The following is a 24,067-nucleotide window of genomic DNA, read 5'->3' on the forward strand; positions in this document are numbered from 1 at the left end:
GCTCGGCTTGCCGCTAAACCGTCCAGCCGGTACAGTAAATGCATCCCCACAATTTTCAGGAGGTGCACTATGCTCACCATCACACAACGTGCCGGCCGCAAAGAATGGACCGCCCTGGCAGCGCTCATGCTGCCCGTGCTGCTGGTCGCCGTCGACAATACGGTGCTGAGCTTTGCCCTGCCTGCCATCTCGCTGGAGTTCAACACCAGCGGGACCACCCTGCTCTGGATCATCGACATCTACCCGCTGGTGCTCGCTGGCCTGCTGGTTGCCATGGGAAGTCTGGGCGACCGGTTCGGCCGTCGGCGCATGCTCATCACGGGCGCCGTGGGCTTTGCCGCCTTTTCTGTGCTGGCAGCCTTCGCGCCAAATGCCGAGGTGCTGGTGGCCGCGCGTGCCGGCTTGGGCGTCTTCGGCGCCATGCTGATGCCGGCCACGCTTTCGCTGATCCGCAACATCTTCACCGACCGTGGGCAGCGCCGTCTGGCCATCGCCGTCTGGGCCGCCGGCTTTTCCGCGGGCGCCGCGCTGGGCCCGATCCTGGGCGGACTGCTGCTGGAACACTTCTGGTGGGGCTCCGTGTTCCTGCTGGCCGTTCCGGTGCTAGTGCTGATGCTCATCCTGACCCCGCTCTTCGTCCCGGAGTCCAAGGATCCGGCACCGGGCGCCGTCGATATTTGGAGCATTTTCCTCTCCATCGCGACGATGCTGCCGGTGGTCTACGCCATCAAGAACCTCGCCAACGGCGGCAACCTCATGGCTACCCTGGCCGTTGCCGTGCTCGGGGTGACCGCCGGCTGGCTGTTCACCCGGCGCCAGCTGCGCCGCTCCCAGCCGATGCTGGACGTACGGCTTTTCGCGGTCCGGCCCTTCACCGGCGCCGTGCTGGTCAACCTGCTGGCGGTATTCTCGCTGGTCGGGTTCCTGTACTTCGTGTCCCAGCACCTGCAGTTGGTCCTCGGGCTGAGCCCGCTCGATGCCGGGCTGGTGCTACTGCCCGGCCTGGCGATCACCATCACTGCCGGCCTGCTTGTGGTGCAGCTGGTGCGCCGGGTCCGCCCGCACCTGGTGGTTTCCGTCGCGCTGCTGCTCTCCGCCACGGCCTACTGGATGGTTGCCGCAACCCCCGGCGCTTCGGCTGGAAACCTCATGCTGGCCTTCGCCGTCCTCGGTGCGGGAGTGGGAGCTTCGGAGACGCTCTCCAACGACCTCATCCTCTCCAGCGTTCCGGCGGCCAAGGCCGGTGCGGCGTCGGCGGTTTCCGAAACGGCCTACGAAGTGGGTTCGGTCTTCGGCACCGCGGTACTCGGCAGCATCCTGGTGGCGGCCTACCGGCAGAACATCGACCTGCCCGCGAACCTCACCCCGTCGCAACAGACAACCGCGAGCGAGACCTTAGGCGGCGCTATCAACACCGCCGCCGAACTTCCCGGTAGGACGGCGGAACCACTCCTGGAGTCGGCCTTCCACGCCTTCGACAGCGGCGTCACGATCACGGCCGGAATCGCCTCCGTACTAATGGTGGCCGCAGCCTGGCTGGCCTTCCGCACCTTGCGCGACGCCCAGTCCTGAGTTCCGGGCCAAGCAGCCCTGAGTTCCGGGCCAAGCAGCCCGGGGCTGAATTTTCCGCCCGCGAGATCGTCCCTTACCTGCCCGTCACCGGGGGTAAGGGACGATCTCGCTTTTAAGGGACGATCTCGCCGTGTTTGGACCCGACAGTGAGGGTGCAGTGAGGCATCCGGGTGAACCCCCAGCCACTGAGGCGTCGGCCACACGGCCTTGATTGATACCCTAAGGGGGTATAGATTAGACGTAGTAATCCACGGAAGGAACGCCATGAGCCACACAGAACTTCCCGCGGTCGAGCCGTCGGTCCTTGAGGATGCCCTCGCAACCGACGAGCACATCGGACACGCCTACACCACCGACAAGGCGGCCTACCTCCGCCGACTCAAGCGGATCGAAGGCCAGGTCCGGGGCATCGCCCGCATGGTGGACGAGGACAAGTACTGCATCGACATCCTCACGCAGGTGTCCGCGGTCAACAAGGCCCTGCACGCCGTCAGCATCGGCCTGCTTGAGGACCACATCGCCCACTGCGTCGTCGGCGCCGCGAAGGATTCCGAAGCCGCCGGGGACCCGACAATTGTGCAGGACAAGGTCAAGGAAGCCTCGGACGCCATCGGCCGACTGCTTCGCTAGCCCAAACAGAGCCAATTCCATCAGGAGGAACCATGAGCACCATTACCAAAGTCAGCATTGACGGCATGACCTGCGGCCACTGCGTTGACGCAGTCACCGAAGAACTCAAGGCCATCAACGGCGTGCAGGACGTCGCCATCGAGCTGAACAAGGGCGGCATTTCCACTGCCACCGTCAACTCGACCGGCGACCTGGATCCGGAACAGATCGGTGAAGCCGTAGCCGAAGCGGGTTACCTGGTCGTCGCAGCCGACGCGTAAGAGTACGACGGCGGGCCCGGCGTCATGCGACCGGCCCGCCGCTGAGAGTCGAAGGGGAAGAAGGCAATCATGGCCCAGAACACGGGTGCCCGGATTAATGGCAGCGACCAGGCCGGCTCTGCCGGAATCAGCGGCATGGAGGTGGCTCCCACGCGCCTGGTCGAGCTGGAGATCGAAGGCATGACGTGCGCGTCCTGCGTCAACCGCGTGGAGCGCAAACTGGGCAAGCTCGAAGGTGTCCAAGCCAGCGTCAACCTCCCCCTCGAATCGGCGCAGGTCACCGTGCCTGAAAACGTGTCGGACCAGCAGCTGCTCGACACGGTCAAAGCCACCGGCTACCGCGCCCGCATCAAGGCGTCACCCCGCCCTGCCTCTAACCGAAAGGTGCCGGAGGCGGGCACTCCCGGCCAGCGCGAGTTATGGCACAGCGAGGAACCAGGTGAGCCTGCGAACAGTACAGCGTCTGAGCGCAGGGACGCCCGCGAAGGCGCTCCCGATGACGAGCATGGCGAGCATGAGGACCACATGGCGCACGGGGGCACGGCGTCGCAACTGCGGCCCCGGCTGTGGGCAGCCACCATCCTGACCCTCCCGATCTTCGCCATCTCGATGATCCCGGGCGCGCAGTTCCCGCACTGGGGGTGGGTTGTCTTCGCCCTGTCCATCCCCGTGGTCTTCTGGTCGGCCTGGCCATTCCACCGCGCCGCGGCCATCAACGCCCGGCACCTGGCCTCAACCATGGACACGCTGGTGTCGATCGGCGTCCTCGCGGCATTCTTCTTCTCCGCATGGCAACTGCTGATGGACCCGATGATGACGCAGCACGTCCACGGCAGCATGGCCGACCATGCGCTCTACTTCGAGACCGCCGCCGTGGTCACGACATTCCTGCTGCTGGGCCGTTATCTCGAAGCCAACGCCAAACAGAAGGCAGGCAACGCGCTCAAGTCCCTGCTGGATCTCGGGGCCAAGGAAGCCACAGTACTGCGCGACGGCGCCGAGGTAAAAGTGTCCGCTGAGCAGCTGGTTCCCGGCGACCTTATCGTGGTCCGGCCCGGCGAAAAGATCGCCACGGACGGCTACGTGGTCGAGGGGCATTCCGCCGTCGACACGTCGCTGATCACCGGCGAATCCGTCCCGGTGGAAGTGGACGTGGACGACACGGTCACCGGCGCCACCATCAACACTTCCGGCCGTCTGCTGGTCCGGGCGACCCGCGTCGGCTCGGATACCACCTTGGCGCAGATGGGCCGGCTGGTCAGCCAGGCGCAGGCGGGCAAGGCGCCGATCGCCCGGCTGGCGGACCGTATCAGTTCAGTCTTCGTCCCCATTGTGATCGCCATCGCCGTCGTTACTTTTGTCCTCTGGCTGGTCCTCACGGGCGATCTGGAGTCCGCCTTCACCGCGGCCGTGACGGTGCTGGTCATTGCCTGCCCCTGCGCGCTGGGGCTGGCCACGCCGACCGCGCTGCTCACCGGCACGGGCCGGGGCGCGCAGCTGGGCATCCTGATCAAGGGGCCGCAGATCCTCGAGGACACCCGCCACGTGGACACCATTCTGCTGGACAAGACGGGCACAGTGACCACCGGCAAGCAGGCTGTTTCCGGCGTCGTCGCCCTTGGCTCCCATACCGAGGACGAGGTGCTGGCGCTGGCCGGCGCGGTCGAATCCGGTTCCGAGCACCCGATCGCCCACGCGATCGTCGAAGCCGCCAAGGAGCGCCTCACCGCGGCCGCTACCCGCACCGGCGTGACAGCTGCGGGCACGTCCGCCCAGCCGGGTTTGCCGGCACTGGCTGATTTCCACAGTGCGGCCGGGGGCGGTGTGCGCGGCATCGTGACAAATAACGACGGCGGACGGCTCACCGTGGTGGCGGGCCGCACCGGCTGGCTGGAAGAAAACGGCATCAACCTGCCGCCGCAGGACCGCGCCATGCTGCTGGAACAGCAGGAGTCCGGCGCGACCGCCATCTGGGTGGCCGTGGACGGCGGACTTGCCGGCATCGTCAGCCTCAAGGACACCATCAAGGACAGCTCTGCCGCGGCGATTGCCCGTCTCAAGGAACTGGGCCTCCGCCCGATCCTGCTGACCGGAGACAACGGCGCGGTCGCGGCGCAGGTTGCGGCCGCCGTCGGAATTGCCGCCGATGATGTCTTCGCCGATGTCCTCCCCGAGGGCAAGGTCGAGGCCGTGCAGAAGCTGCAGGAAGCCGGCAAGACCGTGGCGATGGTCGGCGACGGCGTGAATGATGCTGCGGCGTTGGCGCAGGCCGACCTTGGGATCGCCATGGGCGCCGGGACGGATGTTGCCATCGAGGCTGCGGACATCACGGTGATGGGCAGCGATCTGGGCCAGGTGGTCCAGTCCATCGAGCTGAGCCGCAAGACCCTGAGCACCATCAAGAGCAACCTGTTCTGGGCTTTCGCGTACAACACCCTCGGCATCCCGGTGGCGGCGTTCGGGCTGCTGAACCCGATGATCGCGGGCGCTGCGATGGCTGCGAGCTCGGTCCTGGTGGTGGCGAATTCCCTGCGGCTGCGGGCCTTCGCCCGGTAGGCCGGGTTACCCGCGGACCAGTTCCCGGCGCACGGCCTCGGGATCGGGGTTGGTGACAACCCCGTCGCGCAGGATGACCGTGGGTACCGTTTCGTTGCCGTCGTTATGCTCGCGCACAAACGCGGCTGCCTCGGCATCGCGCCAGATGTTGACCCACTGCGCCTTGCGCCGGGTCCGGCCCAGCGTGGCCATCATGCGTATGCAGTACACGCAGCCCGGACGCCAGAAAATCACCACGCCCGGCTCGTGGTCCTGGCCCCGCCGCAGCGCTGACCACGGTTTTTGCCGGCCGCCGAAAACGGGACTGACGAACCATGCGGCGGCCAGCAGGATCGCGGCGACGACGAGGGCCTGCACCCACTCCCCCCGGCTGCCGTAAACGACCAGCATCATGCCGGCGACAGCGGCCAGGACGATCGCATTGGACCAGTGCAGGAGCGGCTTCACGGGCTAGCCGGCGGCGCCATAGCGGACGGCCGCGCGGGCCTTTGCCTTGGCTGCTTCTTCAAACCGTTCTTCGGCGGTGCGGTGGTCACCAGCGAATCGAGCAGGTGCGCCGTGATGTGCGCGATTTCGTGCACCGCTTCGTTGAAGGCCTCTTCATTGGCCTTGGAGGGTTTGTTGGTGCCGCTGACTTTGCGGACGTACTGCAATGCGGCGGCCTCGACCTCGGCGCTCGTGGCGGACGGCTCGAAATTGTAGAGCCGGCGGATGTTGCGGCACATGGAAGCTCCTCGGGTTTCTGGATTGCCTCTTTCCAGTGTGCGCCAGAGGGCCGGTGGGATGTAAGAGGAAAGGCCCCCGCCGCCGTCGTAATCGGCAGCAGGAGCCCATCCCGCATCGAACTCTCCGGAAAAGCTAGCGGCTGTTGGTCAGCTCCCGCTCGGGTGCCCCGCCCTGGCTGCCGGCGGCGGCAGGCTCGCCCAGCACCGGCTTGCCGAGCATGGAGATCACTACGGCGCCGAGCAGCATGGGGATGATGAACAGGAAGTACAGGTCGGTCGGCTGCCAGCCGCCGTCCATCAGCGCGCCGGCGATCATCGGGGATGCAATGGCGCCGACGCGGCCCATGCCGATGACAAGTCCCAGCGCCGTGCCGCGCACCTCGGAGGTGTAGTAGGTCGGGCTGATGGCGAGCATGCCTGCGATCGGGGCGTTGGAGCCGAAACCGACCAGGGCGGCCGCCAGCAGCGCGCCGGCGAGCGATCCGGTGGACAGGGAGAACGCGCCGAACGTTAGGCCGCCGATGACGAAGAAAACGGCCAGGACCTTGCGCATCGGGAAGCGGGACCCGAAGAATCCAAGGACGACGGCGCCGACGATGGCTCCGGTGCTGAAGAGGACACCGGCAGTGATGCCGTCCTGCTCGCTGAAGCCGCTGGCGGTCACCAGCTTCGGGGTCCAGGAGTTGGCGAAGTAGAAGCTGGCCATCAGGATGAAGTACGCCAGCGAAATGAGGATGGTGCGGCGGGCGTTGACGCCGGTGAGCACGTCTGCGAAACGGGACTTCTTCTTGGCCGGCGCCGGCGCCGGCGCGGGCAGTTCCGTGACCGCGGGCTGTTCGATCCGGGCCAGGACCTTGTTGACGCGCTCCAGCGCATTGGCCGGCCGGCGGACCAGCAGGTAGTCGACAGACTCCGGCACCCCACGGAGGATGAGCGGAATCATGATGGCGGTGATGATCGCGCCGAAGAGGAAGGCCGAGCGCCAGCCGAACTGCAGGATCAGCACGCCGGTGGCCATGCCGCCGAGGACGCCGCCGATCGGCTGGCCGATGCTGACGATTGCCAGGGAGGTGGAGCGCCGCTTGGCGTTGGTGAACTCGGATGCGAGGACGTTGGCGGTGGCCTGCAGCGTGCCCACGGCCAGGCCGGTGATGAAGCGCAGCACCACGAGAAGTTCGTAGCTGGGCACGAAGGCCGAGGCGAGCATGCCCAGGGCGACAACCAGGGCTCCGAGCGCCAGCGTCTTCTGGCGGCCGATGATGTCGGCGATGGTGGAGACGAAGATCGAGCCGATCGCCATGCCGACCAGGGCCGAGCTGAGCAGGATGCCGAGCTGCGAAGCGCTCAGGCCCCAGTATTCGCTGACGGCGTTGGCGCTGAACGCCATGACGAGGACGTCGAAGCCGTCGATCATGTACAGCGCGGTGCAGATGGCAATGACGCCGACCTGGGTGCGCTTCATGGAGGCCGCTTCGATGCGCGACTTGATATCCATTGCAGGGCCTTACTGTTGCTGACTGGGTCGCGGGCCAACGGGAGAACGTCGGCCACACGGGGCGGTGTTCGTGATACGAACGGGTGTTCAAAATCACCGCAGCCATTAACTATATGAGCTCCGCTACCCCACCATGTGCCGCAGGCCATAGCTTGAGACACAACTCACAGCATTTACCCGTGCGCCCTCAGCCGCGGTCCACGCAGTTCATCGAGCCGGACCAGCACCACGCCCAGCACGATCAGCGCACCACCGATCAGCTGGATGGCCGCCGGCAGTTCACCCAGCAGCAGCCACGCCCACAGCACGGCAAAGAGCACCTCGGTCAGGGAGACGAAAGACGCCACCTTGGTGCCGAGGGCCCGGGCGGCCATGATGCCCGTAATGTAGGAGATCACGGTGGACAGCAGCACCAGCGCCGCCAGCGGCACCCACCAGCTCGTCCGCCAGCCGGCAAGGCTGACATCTGCGGTGCTGACCGCCATGGGCAGAATCCGGGCCGCACCCAGCACCACCATGGACGCACCGCCCACCAGCAGTCCGCCCGCAGCCAGCACCAGCGGCGGCAGGGATTCATTGTGCCGGGCGGTGATGAAGAAGTAGATGACCAGGCACACTGCGGCCGCAAGGCCCCAGAGGACACCGCCGAGGTCCAGGCGCACGTCGCCGAAGACATCCAGCACCAGCACCAGTCCGGCCACGGCCAGGACGGTGCCGGCCATCGTGGCGGAGCCGGGCCTCCGGCGGCTGGTCAGCCACAGCCAGAGCACGATCAGCACGGGCGCCAGGAACTCAAGCAGCAGCGCGACGCCAACAGAGAGCGTAGAGACGGCGTTGAAATAGGCGAGCTGGCAGCCGGCAACGCCGATCAGCCCGAACAGCACGATGGTCTTCCAGTTCTGCCGGACCTGGCTCCAGCGGCCGTGCAGCACAATAAGCGCCGGAACCGTGAGCACCAGGGCGGCCCCGAGCATGCGGACGGCAACGGCGGCGCCGGGTGTCCAGCCCGCCTCCAGCAGGGACTTCGCAAACGATCCCGACAATCCGAACACCGCCGAGGAGAACAGGGCGATCCCCACCCCGGAAACGGCGGAGGAATTGATGACGCCGCTTGCAGGCTTGACTGACACGGTACCGCCGCCCATGACTACCTCGAATGCGCTAATTGACAGCCCTCCACCCCGGCTGAATGCGAAAAATCGGGGTATGTCAGGACCTAAAGGTGGATATAGTAGTGACAGTAATGCCGAGCATATTCAGGAGTCAAGATGGTGTTTGCCCATGACACGGAAAGATCGTTGGTCGACGCGGCCAAGCTGATCAACACCGCCGAGTCCGAGGTGGACCAGTTGAACACCCTGGCGGACTTGGACGAGTTCGTGAAGGCGAACGAGTACTCCGGCTCACGCAGCCACACCATGGGGGAGCTGCGCGCGGTGCGCCATCTGCGGCCCCGGTTGCGGGCAGTCTGGACCGCGGAGGAAGACGAAGCCGTGCGCCTGGTCAACAACATCCTGCGCAACGGCCGCGCCCTGCCCCAGCTGGTCCAACACGACGGCTGGGACTACCACCTGCACGCCACCACGCCGGATGCGCCGTTGGACATCCGGATGGCGGTCGATGCGGCCATGGCCCTGGTGGACGTGATCCGCGAGAAGGAACTCGTCCGGCTGCGAGTCTGCGCCGCGGAAGACTGCAACGCCGTCCTGGTAGACCTTTCCCGCAACCGCTCCAAGCGCTTCTGCGATACCGGCAACTGCGCCAACCGCACCCACGTGGCCGCCTACCGCGCGCGAAAGGCAACCGCGTAAGTGCCGTCCGGATATTGCGGATCACCAAATCATCAGTACGCTGAGGAATAGTCCGGCAATAGTGTCTGATGAACTGGAGGAGCCCTCATGTTGAAGAAGATTGTGTTTGTAGCAGGCGTCGGCGCCGGCTTTGTGCTCGGCTCCCGGGCGGGCCGCGAAAGCTACGAGAAGATCAAGGCCCAGGCGCAGAAGCTGTGGAACGATCCCAAGGTCCAGCACAAGGTCTCCGAAGGAACCGAGTGGGCCAAGGAGAAGGCGCCGCAGGTGCAGGAAAAAGTGACCGGGAAGGCCCGGGAAGTTCTCCATAAGAACGACGGCGGATCCTCCTCCACCTCGTCCGGCACCTCGGCTTCCGGTACCGCGAGCCACACTCTCAGTGACCCGGACTCAACCGGAACCACCACCGGCATGATCCCGTAGGTTCCGCCTGTCTGGATCCCAGGGCCGGTCCGCTCCCGATTCCGAGGGCGGACCGGCCCTGGGTTTATGCGCTACATGCGCCCGTAACGGGCACGGATGATCGCGAAAACCCCGTAGCACATCAATCCGACGGCGATGGCGACCAGGGCGACAATGCCGAAGGGCTGCTCCGGGAGCGCCTTCAGGCTGCCGTCCAGGCCGGTCGATTGCCGGGGCTGGTGCGTGACGGCGGCGATGATGATCAGCAGCCCGACCAGGAACAGGGCAACACCCTTCGCGATATGTCCTACTATGCCGAGGACGCGCAGCAGCCTGCCGCGTTTCGAATCGCCGAAGTCCAGCTCGTCTGTGAACTGTCTGCGGAGCGCCTTGACCACAAAGTAGATCCCGATGCCGATGACCGTGCCGCCCACCGCCACCAGGAACGGCACGCCCAGCGGATGCTGGAGCATCGCGATGGTGAAGTCTTTGGTGGATTCGCCTGAGTCCGATTCGTCTCCGAGGGCGAACCGCGCAAACATGAACGCGAACAGGGCATAGGTCACGCTCAAGGAACCGGACGAGATGCCCTTGGAGATCTGCTCCTTGCGCGGCAGGTGCCGGGCCCGCAGGGACGCCTCGCTGAGCTGCCAAAGTGCGAGGCCCAGGCAGCTGGCGAAGCAGGTCCACATGAGCAGCGGGCCCAGCACCGGCCGTGACGCCAGGATCTCCACGGCGCCGGCAGGATCCGCCTCGCCGTAACCGCCCAGGGCGATCCGCAGGGCAATGGCGCCGATAAGAATGTGGACCAGTCCGAGTACGGCGAAGCCGACGCGTGCAAAGACGTCCAGCGTCGTCGTGTTGGAAAGCTCTTCGGCGGCGTCCGCTGCGTGTGCTGCCGAAGAGCCAGGTTCATTCCCGGCACCCATACCAGAGTCTTACCAGCAGGCGGCCCGCACCTCAACCACGGTGCCCGGCGGCGAACGGCTCCCCGGGATCCAGATCGATGACGGTGCGCAGCGGCCCGATCAGCGAATCCTCCCAGGAACAGGTCAGCACCAGGCCGTCCGGACCGTTCAAAGTGGTGCCGCCGGCGATCACGGGCCCGTTCTCGTAGAGGTAGGCGGCCACGTTGAAGGCCAGCTCCACCAGCATGTTGGGGTCCTTGTCCCGGAAGTGGATCTGCACATCGGGTAGGCCCAGTTGGTACATGCCCAGGCTGTCCACCACCATGGCGCCCTCGTCATTGGTCACCAGGAAGAACCGCATGTTCACCGGTCCCGCCAGCGGATGCGCCGCCTCAAGTTCGCCCGGTTCCCGCCAATGGGAGTTGTGCAGCCACCGGATGGCCGCCGGGTGGGTCTCCCCCACCAGGAACTGGAGGACGCTGCGGAACGATTCCAACCGCGGCTTCGGTTCAAAGGTACTGGACAGGACTTCCGTGACCAGGACCCGGTGCGTGCAGCCGGGCACCACCTGATCGGCATCGGGCCAGGTCCAGCTTTGGTCTGTGGGCGTGGCTTCGAGCGCGTCCGCCGCGGGCAGCGGCTCGGACGGTTCCGCCAGCCCGGTGCTGAGGCTGACGGTCTTGCCCCGGAGCTCAAACGAATGCTCGCGGTGCGGGAGCAGGATGACGCCTTCGGAGAAGGCAGCGCCGGGGAACCGGGCCTCCAGCCTTTCGCGCAATGCCGCCGAGGAGAGGCCCGGATCGCCCTGGTACCAGAGCTCGGCCACCAGCAGGGTCTTGCCCTCGGCGGTCTCACCGGTCTGCGCAGGACGGGCCTGCGCCTGCCCGGCCTGCTCGGCTTGCTCGGCTTGCTCGGCTTGCTGGAGTTCTGCCTGGTCCGGAGCCGCTGGTTCCGCTGGCGGCTGCGGTTCGTCCTGCCCAAAAGTCATGGCCCCAGCTTGTCAGCTCGGGGCCATGGAAAGCCAGCGGGTTGATCCGCCGACCGAAGGGTCAGGCGATCACACCTGCGGACGGTGGCTGCCGCCGTCGTCGTTCTGGTCTTCATCGCGCGGGGTGTCGGGATCCGCCTGGGGCTCCCGGGGAGCACGCTTGGGCCCGCCCACGCTGCCGGCGCCGCCCGGAATCTTGGCAGAACTGCGGTTGACGCCCGAGCCCTGGCTGAGGTGGTCCGGGTTGTCCTTGCCGGCCATGGTCAGCACGGCCACCACCAGCAGCGAGGCGATGAACGCGACGCCGGCCGCGGTGACACCAAGGTCCCAGCGGAGCTGGTTTTCGGCGCCGCCGGTGGAGAAGATCATCGTGCAGAAACCGGCGATCACACCGAGCACGGCGGAGAAAATCAGCGGCCCCTTGACCGACATCCGCGGTCCGTTCGGCTCGCCCGAAGCGTTGTTGCCCACGATGAATTCCTCCTGGTTACTGCGAAAAGTCTCACCCCAGTCTACCGGCTGTAGAAGACGTCGGGATTTGCATGTGGGCGCAGTCACGGCTGCGGGCCGGGGGTCAGCTGGCGCGGTTAGCTGGCGGTTGCCTTGCGGGAATCGAAGCGGTAGGTCAGGGCAGCGATCCCCAGCACGACGGCGGTGATGATCGCCGCGCCGCCGAGGACACCCAGCAGTGCGTGCGCGCCGAGGTAGGTGAAGAACGGCAGGGCCGCGCCGAAGCCCACCGAGACGGCGCCGACGATCAACCAGTCCTTGGACAAAACCGATCCGTGCGGGCCGCGGTTCTGCCACCACAGCACCAGTTCCGCGCCGCCGCCGATGAGCAGCGCCGCCGTGGCGAGGATGGTGAAGGTGGACGGCGTCTGCAGGGCGAACGCGAGCGCACCCGCGACGGCGAACGCGCCGGCTTCGAGCTGCAGCAGCGTCCGGTATTCGTTGGCTTCGGGCTTCCGCGCCAGCAGCCACACCGCCGCGCCGCTGAGCAGCAGGAACGCGCCGCCGGCCAGGGCCATGACCGTGTCCCCCGGCTCGGGCCAGAAGATGGTGAGGATGCCGAACGCGGCCGCGACAAGGGCCCGCATCAAAACGGGCTGCCAGTAGGCGGCGGCCTGGACAGTGCTGTTAGTGCTCACCCCTCGAGTTTAGTGCGCTCCGGTGACCATCCATGCATCCGTGCGGACCCGCCAGTCGAGCGTCAGGCCCCGCGCGGCCATGTAGCCCAGCCCGAATGCCGCCCAGAGCCAGGCCAGTCCGGTGACGCCGCTGAGTTCCGATATCTGGACCCAGACCAGCAGCGGCAAGTAGACCAAGAGATTTACGACGCCGGCAATCGCCAGATACTTTGCGTCACCGGCGCCGATCAGCACGCCGTCGAGTACGAAAACGAAACCGCAGACCGGCTGGCTGAGGGCCAGCAACAGCACCCCGATGGCGAACGCATCCTGCACGGCTCTGTCCGAGGAGAAGATCCAGCCCAGGTGCGGCCCGGCGAGCGCCAGCAGCACCCCGGTGACGACCCCGAAGCCCACGCCCCAGACGATCATCCGGCGGGTCAGCGAATGCGCCAGCGCCTTGTTGCCCGCGCCGAGTTCCTTACCGATCAGCGCCTGCGCCGCGATGGCGATGGCGTCCAGCGCGAAGGCGAGGAAGGTGAAGACCGTCATGACCAGTTGGTGCGCGGCCAGGCTCACCGGGCCCTGTGCCGTGGCGACGAAGACGGTGGCCAGAATCGCGATCCGCAGGCTCAGGGTGCGCAGCATCAGCCACGAGCCCACGTGCGTGGTGGCCTTGACCCCGGTCCAGGTGGGCGCCAGCGGTACGCCGTATTTCAGGCTGCCGCGGTAGACGATGACCAGATAAACGGCGGCCATCCCCCACTGCACCAGGCTTGTGCCCATCGCCGATCCAGCGACGGACAGGTCCAGCCCGTAGACCAGAACGAAATTCAGCCCGATGTTGACCAGGAAACCGATGCCGGCCACCAGCAACGGGGTCTTGGTGTCCTGCAGCCCGCGGAGCACACCGGTTGCCGCCAGCACGATCAGCATCGCGGTCAGTCCCGGCATGGACCACCGCAGGTAGTCCACCGCGTAGCCGTGCACCTCGCCCGCCGCGCCCATCGCGGAGGCCAGCGCGGGTGCCGACACCCAGCCCGCGACCGACAGCACGAGGCCCAGGAAGAACGCGAGCCAGATGCCGTCCCGGCCCACGGCGAGCGCATCCGCGTGCCGTCCGGCACCGAGCAGCCGGGCCACCGCGGGCGTGGTCGAATAGGCCAGGAACACCATCAGGCCCACCACCGTTTGCACCACGGTTGCCGCGAGTCCCACGCCGGCCAGCTGCGCCACACCGAGGTGGCCGACAATCGCAGAATCCGCCAGCAGGAACAGCGGTTCGGCGATCAGCGCGCCGAAGGCCGGCAGCGCGAGGGCGAAGATGGTACGGTTCAGGCCCTGCCCAGTGACGGGCGCGACGGGTTGTTTAGGACTCACGCCTCCCAGCTTAGGACTCCGCACCGACTATCCAGGCCTGAGGAAACGGCAGGCCGGTCCGTTCGCCGTCGTTAGTGGCTGTTGCCGAGGACCTACCGGAAGCGGCGGCCCTGGTCCCGCCGGTTCGCCCAGAGCGCCAGCGCGCCCAGCACCACGGTCCACGCCACCAGGCAAAGAACCGAGCTGGCGTGCATGCCCTGGCCGGAGAGTACCTGGACAGCGATGTCGCGCGCCGCCCGGGACGGCAGGAACAGCGAGAACGTGTTCAGCCAGTCGGGGAACATGATCGGCGGCAGCATCATTCCGCCGGCGAACGCCATCGGGAAGAACACCACCTGGGTCACGGCGATCGCCACCTTGGAAGTGCAGAGGTAGCCGATGAACAGCCCGAGCGCCAGGAACGGCAGCCCGCAGAACAGCCAGACCACCACGGACAGCGGAATCCGGCCCCAGGACAGGTCGCCGCTGGTGAAGGCCTCCGGCGCCGAGGTCATCAATCCGCCCAGGATCAGCACCGGAATCAGCGCGAAGAACGCGAACATCATCGCCGTCAGCGCCCGCGCGATGGTCGGCGGCACCGGCCCCGCGGGCAGCGTGCGGAGGTAGCTGTTCCACGGGTTGGCCCGCTCCTCCGCGATGCCGATGCCGTAGTTGAACAGGAACGAGCTCATGACGCCGAACAGGGCCAGTTGGGCGATCGCGGTCAGCGCGGTGATCGGGTTCGACGTGACCATCCCCTGCGGAATCACGAAGAACAGCAGGGCCAGGGTCGGGAAGACTGTGGAGGAGATGACGGCCACGGGAATGCGCAGCTGCTCCAGCACCTGCGCCTTGGTGTGCGCCTTGAGCAAGGCCGCCTGAGTCGGCGGCGCGGGAGTGTGATGGGCCAGGGTGGTCATGCCGGATCCTTTGCGGTCTCGGTTGCTGCTTCGGAGGAATGGCGGGTCAGGGCCAGGAACGCCTCTTCGAGGCTGGCGGCGTGGACTTCCAGCCCGCTGAATTCGACGCCGTCGCGGACCAGTTGCCGGACGGTGGCATCCGCGTCCTGCGTCACCACGGTGGTGATGCCCTTGGCGCTGGTGGCGGCGCTGACGGCCTGCGGGAAGGATTCAAAGAACGACGCCGGCAGCTGGCTTTTGAACGAGACCTTGCTGATTGCCACATGGCTGCGGATCTCGTCCACGCTGCCGTCTGCGATCACGGTCCCCCGGTCGATCACCACCACGCGGCTGGCCAACGCCTGGATCTCTTCGAGATAGTGGCTGGTGATCAGCAGCGTTCCGCCGCCGCGGCGGTATTCTTCCAGCCGCTGCCACAAGGTTTCGCGGGCGTCCACGTCCAAGCCGGTGGTCGGTTCGTCCAGCACCACCAGGCGCGGCCGGCCCACCAGCGCCAGCGCCACGAGCAGCCGGCGCTGCTGGCCGCCGGAGAGCGCGCCGCACTGTTTTTCGGCCATGTCGCTCAGGCCAAAGTCGGCCAGCAGTTCCGCGGTGGGAACCGGGTCCGGATAGTGCGCCGCAACGAAGTCCACGGTCTCGCGCAGCTTCAGGGTCTGCGGGACGGAGGTGGCCTGCGGCGTGGTGCCCAGCTGCAGCCGAGCCTTCGGGTCCAGCGGGCTGCGCCCGAACAGTTCCACCGTGCCGGAGTCGGCTCGGCGGAGGCCGGTGAGCAGGCTGATGAGCGTGGACTTGCCCGCGCCGTTGGGCCCGAGCAGGCCGAGCGCTTCGCCGGCGTGGATGTCCAGGTTGATGCCGCTCAGCGCCGCGGTGTTGCCGAAGCTCTTGGTGGCATTCACGACGGAGGCGAGCACCGCCGACTCTTCTATGTCTGTCAAGCGCTCTTCAGGCACGGGCTCGCGGCGTTGAGCGTGCGGTGGACGCGTCGGGCTAGGTAGCGTTTGATGCATCGGCGGATTTCCCGGTCGGTGCGTCCTTCTGTTCGCCGTTTCTCCACGTATCTCCGGGTCTCCTCGTCGTGGGTCATCTTGGTGAGAGCGACCATGTGGAGAGCGCGGTTCAGGTTTCTGTCTCCGCCTCGGTTCAGGCGGTGCCGGACGGTGTTTCCTGAGGAAGCGGGGATAGGATTCACGCCGGCCAGGGAGGCGTAGGCCGCCTCGTTCCGAACCCGTCCCTGATGGGACCAGGCGGTGAGGCAGGTCGCTGCAGTGACGGACCCAAAGCCCTTTTCATGCAGCAGGGGTGCGGCCTCGCTGATCTGTACCAGCTCGGTCACTTGCTTGTCATTGGCTTTGAGCTGGTCATCGAGTTCGAGGACACGTTTGGCCAACCGCGTTGCCTCGGTCCGGGCGATGGTCAGGGACAGTTCCTCCTCTCGGGCGCGCCACCGCGACGCTTCAGCGATCTGAGCTGCTGAGAGTGCCCTGCGGGCGTCCAATCCCAGATCATTGGTGCGCAGCAGTGCGGTGAGCGAGTTGACCGAACGGGTGCGCTCGGCGCTCATGGCGTCGCGGGCCGTGACCAGGATCCGCAAGGCCTGGCGCACCCCCTCGTTGAGCCTCGGGCGGCATAGCTTCGCCTGTGGCAGCGGCAACGCGGCTGCGGCAATGTGGTGCGCATCGAGGGCATCGGATTTGCCGACGCCGTGGCGTTTCTTCGCGTCCATTCGCGGAGCCTCGGCCACCGGGTAACCCTCGGCGGCGACAGCGCCGGCCAGGACGGCTCCGTAAGATGCGGCGCCTTCGATCACCCACAGCGTGTCAGCGTCTGCGTCGGTGCGGCGGGCCACCCACGCGATGGCCCTGTTGATGCCGGCAGACGTCGTTGGGAAGTCTCGGGTATCGATCAGCTCGCCGGTCCTGGCTGCAAGGATCGCGTAGACGTGATTGCGGGCGTGGGTGTCGACGCCCACGACAAACGGGTAGGAATGCGCGACGATAGAAATGGCGGTCACGGCACCTTTCCTCAGTGATGGAGATGGTCAGGCCGCTGTCGGCCGGTACCAGTCCGGGTAGGAAACACATCGGAACAGCACTGTGACGGGTCACGCGCCTCAAGGCGGCGGACAATCTTCTGATCAAGCTACCGAGGTGGGCCGGACAGGTCCGGCCGGCCCGCGCCACGGATGGACAAGTCGGCGGCAAGACACTTCATGGTCAACGTACGCTCGAGTCACATCCATGGCCGGCGGAACGGCCAGTACCCATCCTGCCAGCCAGTCCCAGACCAGCTACAAGAAAGTCTCACAGTCGTACGCTGTTCGGGCTTGGAATTTGGGTTGGAATTGGGGTTGGAAGCGGATTCAGCAATGGGGACAGCAACTGGTGCAGGGACTTTCATCGGTACTCCTGGATGAGTGCGGATACTTGCCGTTCGTGCGTCTCTGGCCGTTCGTGCGGTGTTGCGGTGCCTAGGGCAGGCCGGTGAGCAACTCGCGCAGCGCCACCCGGTACTGCGCGTAGGCGGCCTTGCCCTTGGCGGTGATGCCCACGTAGGTGGCGGGGGTGCGGCCCTCGATGGTCTTGGTGACCTCCACGTAGCCGGCGTCCTCGAGCTTGCGCAGGTGGGTGGAGAGGTTGCCGGCGGTCATGTCCAGCATCTTGCGGAGCTTGGTGAAGGCGATCTTGTCCCGCTCCCCCACCTCGTTCAGGATCGTGATGGCGCGCAGGCGGGATTCGGCGTGGATCACCGGGTCCAGTTCGGCCACGGCTACACCCGCCCGCGGTTGCGCAGCCGCCGGCGCCGCAGGGTTTCCGCCACGGCTCCCGCGAAGAAGCCGAGCGGACCGAGGATGAAGCAGACGGTCACGAAGTTCGCCGGGCCGGCCAGGAGCGCGACGATGTTCACCACGAGGAACCATATGCCCAGCATGGCCTGGCTCTTGTCGTTGAACATCGCGCCCCCGACCATGTACATCAGCCCGACAATCAGCAGCGCGATCCCGTTGATGATCATGCCGGTGAGCCAGAAATCGTCAACCGCGGAGCCGACCACTCCGGACAGCGTGCCCATCACCATGAAGCCCAGCGCCCAGGCGCCGCCGTACATGGCGCCGACGAAGGACGAATGGCCGCGGATCCCGCGGCGCTGCCGGGTCACGATGAAAACGGTGCTGGCCAGCGCGGCCAGGATGGTGATGCCGAAGACCGTCAGCGACGCCCCGGCGCTGAGCGGCAGCCAGCCGAAGCGCGCCGCGTGCATCGCCCCGTAGCCGATGAGCCAAGCGAAGGCCCAGATCAGGTAGACGCCTGCCTCGTTGCCCTGGAGTTCCTCCCGGGCTTTGGTTTCGGCGTCGTTGACCAGGCGCAGCGCGGCGTGCAGGTCCAGCGGCGCTTCCTCCGGCTCGCCGGGCTGGGCGCCAGTGCTGTTGGAATGCGGTGCCATGCTCGCTTGCCTTTCGTCGTGGTGGATCACACAAACTAGTTTGCACCACAAACTGGTTTGCGTCAAGGGTGTGACGAGGTGCCAGAGGACGGCGTGGTCCTACTTCCCGGGGATGGTTCCAATAACGACGGCGGCGTCCAGCTCGGTAGAAAAGTGGGCTTGGGCGGCAAAACCGTGGCGCTCGAAAATCGCCGCGGTCCCGTTCAGTTGGCTCGGGCCGGTTTCCACCAGCAGGTGGCCCCCGGGCGCCAGCCACTCGTGCGCTGCCGCGATGACCCGCCGCTGGATGTCCAGTCCGTCCGCACCGCCGTCGAGCGCGACCTGCGGTTCATGCAGCCGGGCTTCCGGCGGCATCATGCCGATCGCACCGGTGGGAACGTAAGGTGCGTTGGCAACGAGGACATCCACGCGGCAGCGCAGCTCAACGGGTAGCTCAGCGTAGAGATCCCCGTCGAACACCTTGCCGGCCGTGCCAATATTGCGGCGAGCGCAGCGCACCGCCGCCCGATCGATGTCCGCCGCGTACAGTTCCAGTCGGCTGACGGCGTCCGCCAGCGCGGCCGCGACGGCGCCCGAGCCGCAGCAAAGGTCGACCGCTACAGGCGGGCCGACCACGCGATGAGCCAGGTCGATGGCCTTGGAAGCCAGGAACTCCGTCCGGCGGCGCGGCACAAACACGCCGGGCTCCACGGCGATCCGCAGCCCGCAGAACTCCGCCCAGCCGAGGATCTGCTCCAGCGGCAGCCCGGCGACCCGCCGGCCCAGCATGTCCTCAAGCGCCGCCGGCGTCAGCGCAGCAGCGACCAGCAGCTGTGCCTCGTCCTCGGCAAAGACACAGCCCGCAGCGCGCAGCCTGTCAGTGACCAAGACCTGCGCGTGCGATGACAACTGAACGGGCATGGAACCAACTTTCCGTCACCCCGCAGTCTTCCCTACCCGCTGCCTCTGGTAAATAATCAACCTTGGACAGCACACGAGCATGACCAACAAAGGAGTTCGATCATGGCAACGCGCCTCAACCCGTACCTCAGCTTCCGCGACAACGCCCGGCAGGCCATGGACTTTTACCATGCAGCCTTCGGCGGCGAATTGACCCGGAGCACCTTCGCCGAACTGCATGCCAGTGACGATCCGGCCGAAGGGGAGAAGATCATGCACTCCATGCTGGAAACCCCGAACGGCCTCACCCTGATGTGCGCAGACACGCCGAACGGCATGGCCTACAACCCCGGAGACAACATCTCGGTCTCCCTCAGCGGCGACGACGAAGCCGAACTGCGCGGCTACTGGGACAAACTGACCGAGGGCGCCAACATCGCCGAGCCGCTGGAGAAGGCTCCCTGGGGCGATACCTTCGGCATGTTCACCGACAAGTTCGGCATCAACTGGCTGGTCAACATCGCCGGCCAGCCCCAGCAGTAGGTCCGCTGCGCGGCAAGCCCCCCGTTCGCTCCGGCCGCATAGGGTGTTTCGACCGCGAGAACGTCCCTTACCGTTTGCATTCGGCGTGTAAGGGACGTTCTCGTGCTTTAGGGACGTTCTCGCTGAGGGGCTAGATGCAGGAGTAGTCGTAGTCGAAGCCGCGCGAGACGAACTGCGTCACGGACACATGGCCGCCGGGAGTGAGCGGCGGGGAGGCGCAGTTGTTCTTAGCCCCGTTGACTGTCCTGGCGCCGGCCAGCCAACTCGGGAGTGCCGCCAGGCTGCTGTCCGGGCTGACCTGGCCGACGATCTGGCCCCACTGGAAGTTGGTCGAGTAAATGCCGACCTCGGCGCCGATGCCCTCGAAGTAGTCGGTCATGCCCTCCAGATCGGCGGCGTTAGCGACCCTGTCAGTCGACCAGCTGTTCTCGGTTTCGACGTCGAGCCACCACAGATAATCCCCCGGGTTGCTGATACCGCGGATATTGGCGTCGTCGTAGGCCTTGGCCCAGCCGTACATGTAGGCGCAGGCCGCATTTTCGGCCCCGCTGCACTCACCGTAAGGATTATCGACGACGACGGAATCGGGATCATCGACGTCCTCCGGGTAGACATTGCTCTTCGGCCACCAGGAACCGGCGTGCCCGGCGTTGGCCGTGTTGACATAGAGCGCCACATCAGGCTGGCCGGTGGCGTCCGTCAGCGTCTCCTCCTCCGCCCAGGCCAATTGCTCGGACAGGCACGGGTTCGTATTGTTGGCCAAGCCGCCGGTGACCCCGATGATGGCGAACGCCGGATTATCCGGCAGCGCCTTGCCGCATTGCGGCCAGGACACATCATCGCCGAGCAGGTCGGTGCTGCCACCGCTGTCGCCCTTGCCGCCGCCCCTGTTTGGGGCGGCATCTGCAGCCGGGGCGGCGCCAAGGCCTACAGCTGACACAAGCAGGCAAAGCATCAGCGCCGGCAGCCATCGTTTATACCGCCGGACACCGGTCTTCGAATCTTCATTGATCATGACGAGCCTTTCCCTGCGTAAGCGGAGGAGAATCCGCTGGCGAAAAGCTTCCCCCAGCCGGAGGGAGCCGTCAAGATATTTCCTCAGAGCTCGCGGACCACCCGCGCGGGGTTGCCCACGGCGACGACGTTTGGCGGCAGGCCCTTCGTAACCACCGCGCCGGCGCCGATCACGGTGTTTTCGCCGACCGTAACGCCCGGGAGGATGATCGCTCCGCCGCCAATCCACACGTTGTCACCGATGGTGATCGGCTGCGCTGCCTCCAGTTTGTCGCGGCGCGGCTTCGGCTCCACCGGGTGGGTTGGCGTCAGCAGCTGGACGTTGGGACCGATCTGTACGTCGTCGCCGATCGTAATCGCAGCGACGTCCAGGGCCGTGAGGTTGTAGTTGATGAAGGTCCGCGCACCGATGCTGATGTAGCGGCCGTAGTCCACGAACAAGGGCGGCCGGACCTCGGAGCCCTCACCGATCGCGCCCAGCAGGTCTTTCAGGATCTCTCCTGCCGCGGCGCGGTCGCTGGGCCAGACCCTGTTGTAACGGTCCGAGAGTTCGATCGCCCGGGTGCCGTCCGCGGCGAGCTCCGGGTCGTCGGCAATATAGAGATCGCCCGCGACCATCCGCTCCCGCATCGATCGCTCGTCACCGGCAAAGTAGTCTTCCATGAACAGCCCCTTTCGTTAGCGCTATGGCTCCACCGTAATCGCGGTGGCCGTACACCGGCACGGACAGCTGGAAGCCGAGATGGCGCTGACATCCCGGTGCATCCGTGTCAGGATCAGTTATGCCCGATCGCCTGATGCTCCTTGACACTGCGTCGCTGTACTTCCGTGCCTTCTACGGCATGCCCGATACGATCCAGCGGGCTGACGGCACTCCGGTCAACGCCGTCCGCGGCCTGCTGGACATGATCGCGCGGCTGACCACCGACTACAACGCCACGCATTTGATCGCATGCTGGGACGATGACTGGCGCCCGCAGTGGCGGGTCGACCTCCTTCCCTCCTACAAGGGACACCGGGTCGCAGAGGTGGTAGCGGGTGCTCCGGACGTGGAGATCGTCCCGGCCGGGCTCGAAGCGCAGATTCCGATGATCCGCCAAGTGTTGGAACTCGCCGGAATCGCCGTCGTCGGGGCCCCTGAACATGAGGCCGACGACGTCATCGGCACCTACGCGAGCCACGCCGACCTTCCGGTCGATGTGGTCACCGGTGACCGCGATCTCTTTCAGGTTGTCGACGACGCCCGGCAGGTGCGCGTGATCTACACGGCGCGCGGCATGAAGAACCTCGAAGTCCTGACCGATGCGGTGGTTGTCGGCAAATACCGCGTGCTGCCCGAGCAGTACGCCGACTACGCGCTCCTCCGCGGCGATGCCTCGGACGGGCTCCCTGGGGTCGCCGGCATCGGTGAGAAGACGGCCGCGTCGCTGCTCGGAGAGTACGGCTCCCTCGACGGGCTGCTCGCGGCTGCGGACACGGGAAGCGGAGTGTCCGCATCCGTACGGTCGAAGCTCAACAAGGCCTCCGACTATCTGAAGGTCGCACCCGCCGTTGTGAAAGTCGTGCGCGGCCTCAAGCTGCCGAGCCTTGAGGAAGCCGGCGCTCAGCTCCATCCCGTCGACGGCGATCCACGCGCCGAACTTGAGCAGCTGGCCACCGACTGGAACCTCGGCGGATCCATGAAGCGGTTCCTGGCAGCCCTCGACCACCATCTGTGAGGAGCGGTTCCGCCGTCTGCCCTGCACTCAAACAGGAAGGTTCTTGTGTATCAGTAGTGCCAGCCAGGGCCGGTCCCGCCCACAGGCCGGCCTGCCGCACTGGTGGAACCGGCGACGACGACGTTCAGTGGGAGCGCTGCTGAACGGGCGTTCATGCGGCTGCCCCAACGTCTTCGCCGAGGTCCGAGGTTCCGGTGATTCCGGAAGTCGATTCAATAACCGGCCGGATCTTCTTTTCCAGCGCTTCGTAGAACATCGAGTAGGGAAACTCGTCGTCCAGGACCAAGTCGGTGAGTCCGCGTGGGGGCCCGGCGAGCGGGAGTGCATCCGGTCCCTTCGCCCATGTGGAGGCGGGGTGAGGAGTGACCGTTGCGGAAATGAGTTCATAGGCGGCGAGCCAGTGGGCGGTCTTGGGACGATCTATGGAGCGCCAGTACAACTCTTCGATTTCCTGCCCCAGTGCGACCACGACGTCAGCGGCGTTGTCCCAGTCGATGGCCAGCTTTGAATCGGTCCAATGGAGCACGCGGTGCTGGTGCATCCACGCAAACAACAGCTGGCCTCCGAGGCCGTCGTAGTTCCGTACACGGGGCCCGGTCATGGCGAAGCGGAAGATCCTGTCGAAGATGACGGCGTACTGGACGAGTTTGGCGTACTTGCGCGCTTCCGGGGACGCCTCCTTGTCCTTTTCGATTTTGACCGACTCTCGGAAGGCGGTGAGATCGCAGCGCAGTTCTTCCAGCGTGTACAGGAAGAAGGGCATCCGCTGCTTGATCATGAAGGGATCAAAGGGAAGATCTCCGCGCATGTGGGTCCTGTCATGAATCAGATCCCACATGACAAACGTCGACTGCGTAAGCTGCTGATCATCCAGAAGAGCGGCAGCATCTTCGGGAAGGTCCAGCCGGGTGGTCGCGGCGGCGGCTCGCAGAACGCGCCTGAAGCGTGCGGCTTCCCTGTCAGCGAAAATTGCGCCCCAACTGAACTGGGGGGTCTCCCGTACCGCAACCGATTCCGGGAACAGCACCGCAGAATTCGTATCGTAGCCCGGTGTGAAGTCGATGAACCGGATGGGAAGGAAGAGCGGGTTTGAGTAGTCCCCGGCTTCAAGTTCGGCAATGAAGTCGGGCCAGATGACCTCGATCAGCACAGCTTCCACGAACCTGTTGGTGCTGCCGTTCTGGGTATACATCGGAAAGACAACGAGGTGCCGGAGACCGTCGGCACGGTGAAGTTGCGGTTGGAAGGCCTGCAGAGCCTCCAGAAAGTCAGGGACTGCAAATTCTGATGCTTCCCACGCTGTGAAGGCTTTCTGAAGACAGTCAAGATACTCCGCGTCGTGGGGGAAAAAGGGCGCGAGGCTGGCGACGGATTCGCGGATTATGGCCGCCAGCTTGGAGGCAGTGGCAAGATCACCGGGTTCCGGCACGGAACCGTCTTGAGCTTGGATGAGCTGAAGCTCCGTGGCGGCGTTCTTCAAGGCCGTCCAAGCCGGGTGGGACTGCAGCTGATTGTCCGAGAGCGTCTCTCTGGTGCGCTGGGTAGCCGTGGGCATAGGTAGTCAGTCCTTTCGAACAGAAGCAGGTGAAGTACAACGACATGGAGCCTAGACCAGACATAGAGAGACTTATGTGAAAACTGCGTGAGCATAAGCGATTTGATTTCTCGAGCTGTGGTTGAGGCTTGGAACACACAGGGGTTCGTGTTCTCGGGTCACTTTGC

At 65.8% G+C, this 24,067-nt stretch carries 25 protein-coding genes and 1 pseudogene; 8 read left to right on the forward strand and 18 right to left on the reverse strand.

The genetic code is table 11. The annotated features are described in order from the left end of the window. Nucleotides 1-69: 69 nt before the first annotated feature. From AC20117_RS05525 to AC20117_RS05540, 4 genes are all read left to right on the forward strand, one after another. Nucleotides 70-1,572: an MFS transporter gene (locus AC20117_RS05525; RefSeq protein ID WP_074700583.1), complete on the forward strand. Its 1,503-nt coding sequence runs from the start codon at nt 70-72 to the stop codon at nt 1,570-1,572. Between the two features lie 264 nt (nt 1,573-1,836). Continuing rightward, complete coding sequence (locus AC20117_RS05530) at nt 1,837-2,202, forward strand: metal-sensitive transcriptional regulator (RefSeq protein ID WP_074700582.1); 366 nt, start codon at nt 1,837-1,839, stop codon at nt 2,200-2,202. A 32-nt stretch (nt 2,203-2,234) separates the two neighbouring features. After that, on the forward strand, nt 2,235-2,462 hold the full coding sequence (locus AC20117_RS05535; RefSeq protein ID WP_074700581.1) for a heavy-metal-associated domain-containing protein: 228 nt from the start codon (nt 2,235-2,237) through the stop codon (nt 2,460-2,462). A 135-nt stretch (nt 2,463-2,597) separates the two neighbouring features. After that, nucleotides 2,598-5,018 carry a heavy metal translocating P-type ATPase gene (locus AC20117_RS05540; protein ID WP_074703197.1) on the forward strand — a complete coding sequence of 807 codons (2,421 nt, stop codon included), beginning with the start codon at nt 2,598-2,600 and terminating at the stop codon, nt 5,016-5,018. A gap of 6 nt (nt 5,019-5,024) precedes the next feature. Here AC20117_RS05540 and AC20117_RS05545 read toward each other — a convergent pair whose 3' ends face one another. From AC20117_RS05545 to AC20117_RS05560, 4 genes and pseudogenes are all read right to left on the reverse strand, one after another. Then, complete coding sequence (locus tag AC20117_RS05545) at nt 5,025-5,465, reverse strand: glutaredoxin domain-containing protein (RefSeq protein WP_236777451.1); 441 nt, start codon at nt 5,463-5,465, stop codon at nt 5,025-5,027. Between the two features lie 3 nt (nt 5,466-5,468). Next, nucleotides 5,469-5,743, reverse strand: a pseudogene (locus tag AC20117_RS05550) (DUF2277 domain-containing protein). Between the two features lie 133 nt (nt 5,744-5,876). After that, on the reverse strand, nt 5,877-7,238 hold the full coding sequence (locus AC20117_RS05555) for an MFS transporter (protein ID WP_074700580.1): 1,362 nt from the start codon (nt 7,236-7,238) through the stop codon (nt 5,877-5,879). Between the two features lie 173 nt (nt 7,239-7,411). Next, entirely contained in the window at nt 7,412-8,383 is a 972-nt protein-coding gene (locus AC20117_RS05560; RefSeq protein ID WP_074700579.1) for an EamA family transporter, read from the reverse strand. Between the two features lie 123 nt (nt 8,384-8,506). On the opposite strand from AC20117_RS05560, the gene AC20117_RS05565 reads away from it, so the two are divergent. Next, the gene (locus AC20117_RS05565) at nt 8,507-9,049 is read left to right on the forward strand and encodes a CGNR zinc finger domain-containing protein (RefSeq protein ID WP_074700578.1); all 543 of its coding nucleotides are present in this window, start codon (nt 8,507-8,509) and stop codon (nt 9,047-9,049) included. A gap of 87 nt (nt 9,050-9,136) precedes the next feature. Beyond that, nucleotides 9,137-9,469 (forward strand): YtxH domain-containing protein, encoded by a 333-nt coding sequence (locus tag AC20117_RS05570; RefSeq protein ID WP_074700577.1) that lies wholly within the window; start codon nt 9,137-9,139, stop codon nt 9,467-9,469. Nucleotides 9,470-9,540: 71 nt separating this feature from the next. Here the strand turns inward: AC20117_RS05570 and AC20117_RS05575 are convergent, their stop codons facing one another. The 11 genes from AC20117_RS05575 to AC20117_RS05625 all read right to left on the reverse strand — a co-directional run bounded on the left by AC20117_RS05575 (nt 9,541) and on the right by AC20117_RS05625 (nt 19,091). Then, nucleotides 9,541-10,377: a DUF1206 domain-containing protein gene (locus AC20117_RS05575; RefSeq protein WP_074700576.1), complete on the reverse strand. Its 837-nt coding sequence runs from the start codon at nt 10,375-10,377 to the stop codon at nt 9,541-9,543. Nucleotides 10,378-10,408: 31 nt separating this feature from the next. After that, complete coding sequence (locus AC20117_RS05580) at nt 10,409-11,344, reverse strand: DUF4261 domain-containing protein (RefSeq protein WP_074700575.1); 936 nt, start codon at nt 11,342-11,344, stop codon at nt 10,409-10,411. Between the two features lie 69 nt (nt 11,345-11,413). Then, nucleotides 11,414-11,815: a hypothetical protein gene (locus AC20117_RS23605; RefSeq protein ID WP_074700574.1), complete on the reverse strand. Its 402-nt coding sequence runs from the start codon at nt 11,813-11,815 to the stop codon at nt 11,414-11,416. Between the two features lie 116 nt (nt 11,816-11,931). Continuing rightward, the gene (locus AC20117_RS05590; RefSeq protein WP_074700573.1) at nt 11,932-12,492 is read right to left on the reverse strand and encodes a hypothetical protein; all 561 of its coding nucleotides are present in this window, start codon (nt 12,490-12,492) and stop codon (nt 11,932-11,934) included. A gap of 9 nt (nt 12,493-12,501) precedes the next feature. Beyond that, on the reverse strand, nt 12,502-13,851 hold the full coding sequence (locus AC20117_RS05595; protein ID WP_083339717.1) for an MATE family efflux transporter: 1,350 nt from the start codon (nt 13,849-13,851) through the stop codon (nt 12,502-12,504). 92 nt (nt 13,852-13,943) lie between these two features. Then, on the reverse strand, nt 13,944-14,750 hold the full coding sequence (locus tag AC20117_RS05600) for an ABC transporter permease (protein ID WP_074700572.1): 807 nt from the start codon (nt 14,748-14,750) through the stop codon (nt 13,944-13,946). Further along, entirely contained in the window at nt 14,747-15,685 is a 939-nt protein-coding gene (locus tag AC20117_RS05605; RefSeq protein ID WP_236777452.1) for an ABC transporter ATP-binding protein, read from the reverse strand. Before AC20117_RS05605 ends, AC20117_RS05600 begins: the two co-directional genes overlap by 4 nt. Then, a complete protein-coding gene (locus AC20117_RS05610) occupies nt 15,682-16,761 on the reverse strand; it encodes an IS110 family RNA-guided transposase (RefSeq protein WP_083339531.1) in 1,080 nt (359 codons plus the stop codon). The genes AC20117_RS05605 and AC20117_RS05610 overlap by 4 nt, the downstream gene beginning before the upstream one ends. Nucleotides 16,762-17,217: 456 nt before the next feature. Continuing rightward, nucleotides 17,218-17,514: a transcriptional regulator gene (locus AC20117_RS05615; protein ID WP_074700571.1), complete on the reverse strand. Its 297-nt coding sequence runs from the start codon at nt 17,512-17,514 to the stop codon at nt 17,218-17,220. A 2-nt stretch (nt 17,515-17,516) separates the two neighbouring features. Continuing rightward, entirely contained in the window at nt 17,517-18,191 is a 675-nt protein-coding gene (locus AC20117_RS05620) for a hypothetical protein (RefSeq protein ID WP_074700570.1), read from the reverse strand. Nucleotides 18,192-18,290: 99 nt separating this feature from the next. Continuing rightward, entirely contained in the window at nt 18,291-19,091 is an 801-nt protein-coding gene (locus AC20117_RS05625) for a putative protein N(5)-glutamine methyltransferase (RefSeq protein ID WP_074700569.1), read from the reverse strand. A 102-nt stretch (nt 19,092-19,193) separates the two neighbouring features. Between AC20117_RS05625 and AC20117_RS05630 the strand changes: the two genes are divergently transcribed. Continuing rightward, nucleotides 19,194-19,613: a VOC family protein gene (locus AC20117_RS05630; protein ID WP_074700568.1), complete on the forward strand. Its 420-nt coding sequence runs from the start codon at nt 19,194-19,196 to the stop codon at nt 19,611-19,613. A 130-nt stretch (nt 19,614-19,743) separates the two neighbouring features. Here the strand turns inward: AC20117_RS05630 and AC20117_RS05635 are convergent, their stop codons facing one another. Together AC20117_RS05635 and AC20117_RS05640 are read right to left on the reverse strand one after the other, a co-directional pair. After that, a complete protein-coding gene (locus tag AC20117_RS05635) occupies nt 19,744-20,628 on the reverse strand; it encodes a glycoside hydrolase family 25 domain-containing protein (protein ID WP_074700567.1) in 885 nt (294 codons plus the stop codon). Between the two features lie 83 nt (nt 20,629-20,711). Then, a complete protein-coding gene (locus AC20117_RS05640; protein WP_074700566.1) occupies nt 20,712-21,290 on the reverse strand; it encodes a sugar O-acetyltransferase in 579 nt (192 codons plus the stop codon). A 119-nt stretch (nt 21,291-21,409) separates the two neighbouring features. On the opposite strand from AC20117_RS05640, the gene AC20117_RS05645 reads away from it, so the two are divergent. Beyond that, entirely contained in the window at nt 21,410-22,345 is a 936-nt protein-coding gene (locus AC20117_RS05645) for a 5'-3' exonuclease (RefSeq protein ID WP_170837949.1), read from the forward strand. A 151-nt stretch (nt 22,346-22,496) separates the two neighbouring features. On the opposite strand, the gene AC20117_RS05655 is transcribed toward AC20117_RS05645, so the two are convergent. Continuing rightward, nucleotides 22,497-23,900 carry a DUF6421 family protein gene (locus tag AC20117_RS05655; protein WP_101632547.1) on the reverse strand — a complete coding sequence of 468 codons (1,404 nt, stop codon included), beginning with the start codon at nt 23,898-23,900 and terminating at the stop codon, nt 22,497-22,499. Nucleotides 23,901-24,067 lie beyond the last annotated feature (167 nt).

Source organism: Arthrobacter crystallopoietes, assembly GCF_002849715.1.
GTDB classification, from domain to species: Bacteria; Actinomycetota; Actinomycetes; order Actinomycetales; family Micrococcaceae; genus Crystallibacter; species Crystallibacter crystallopoietes.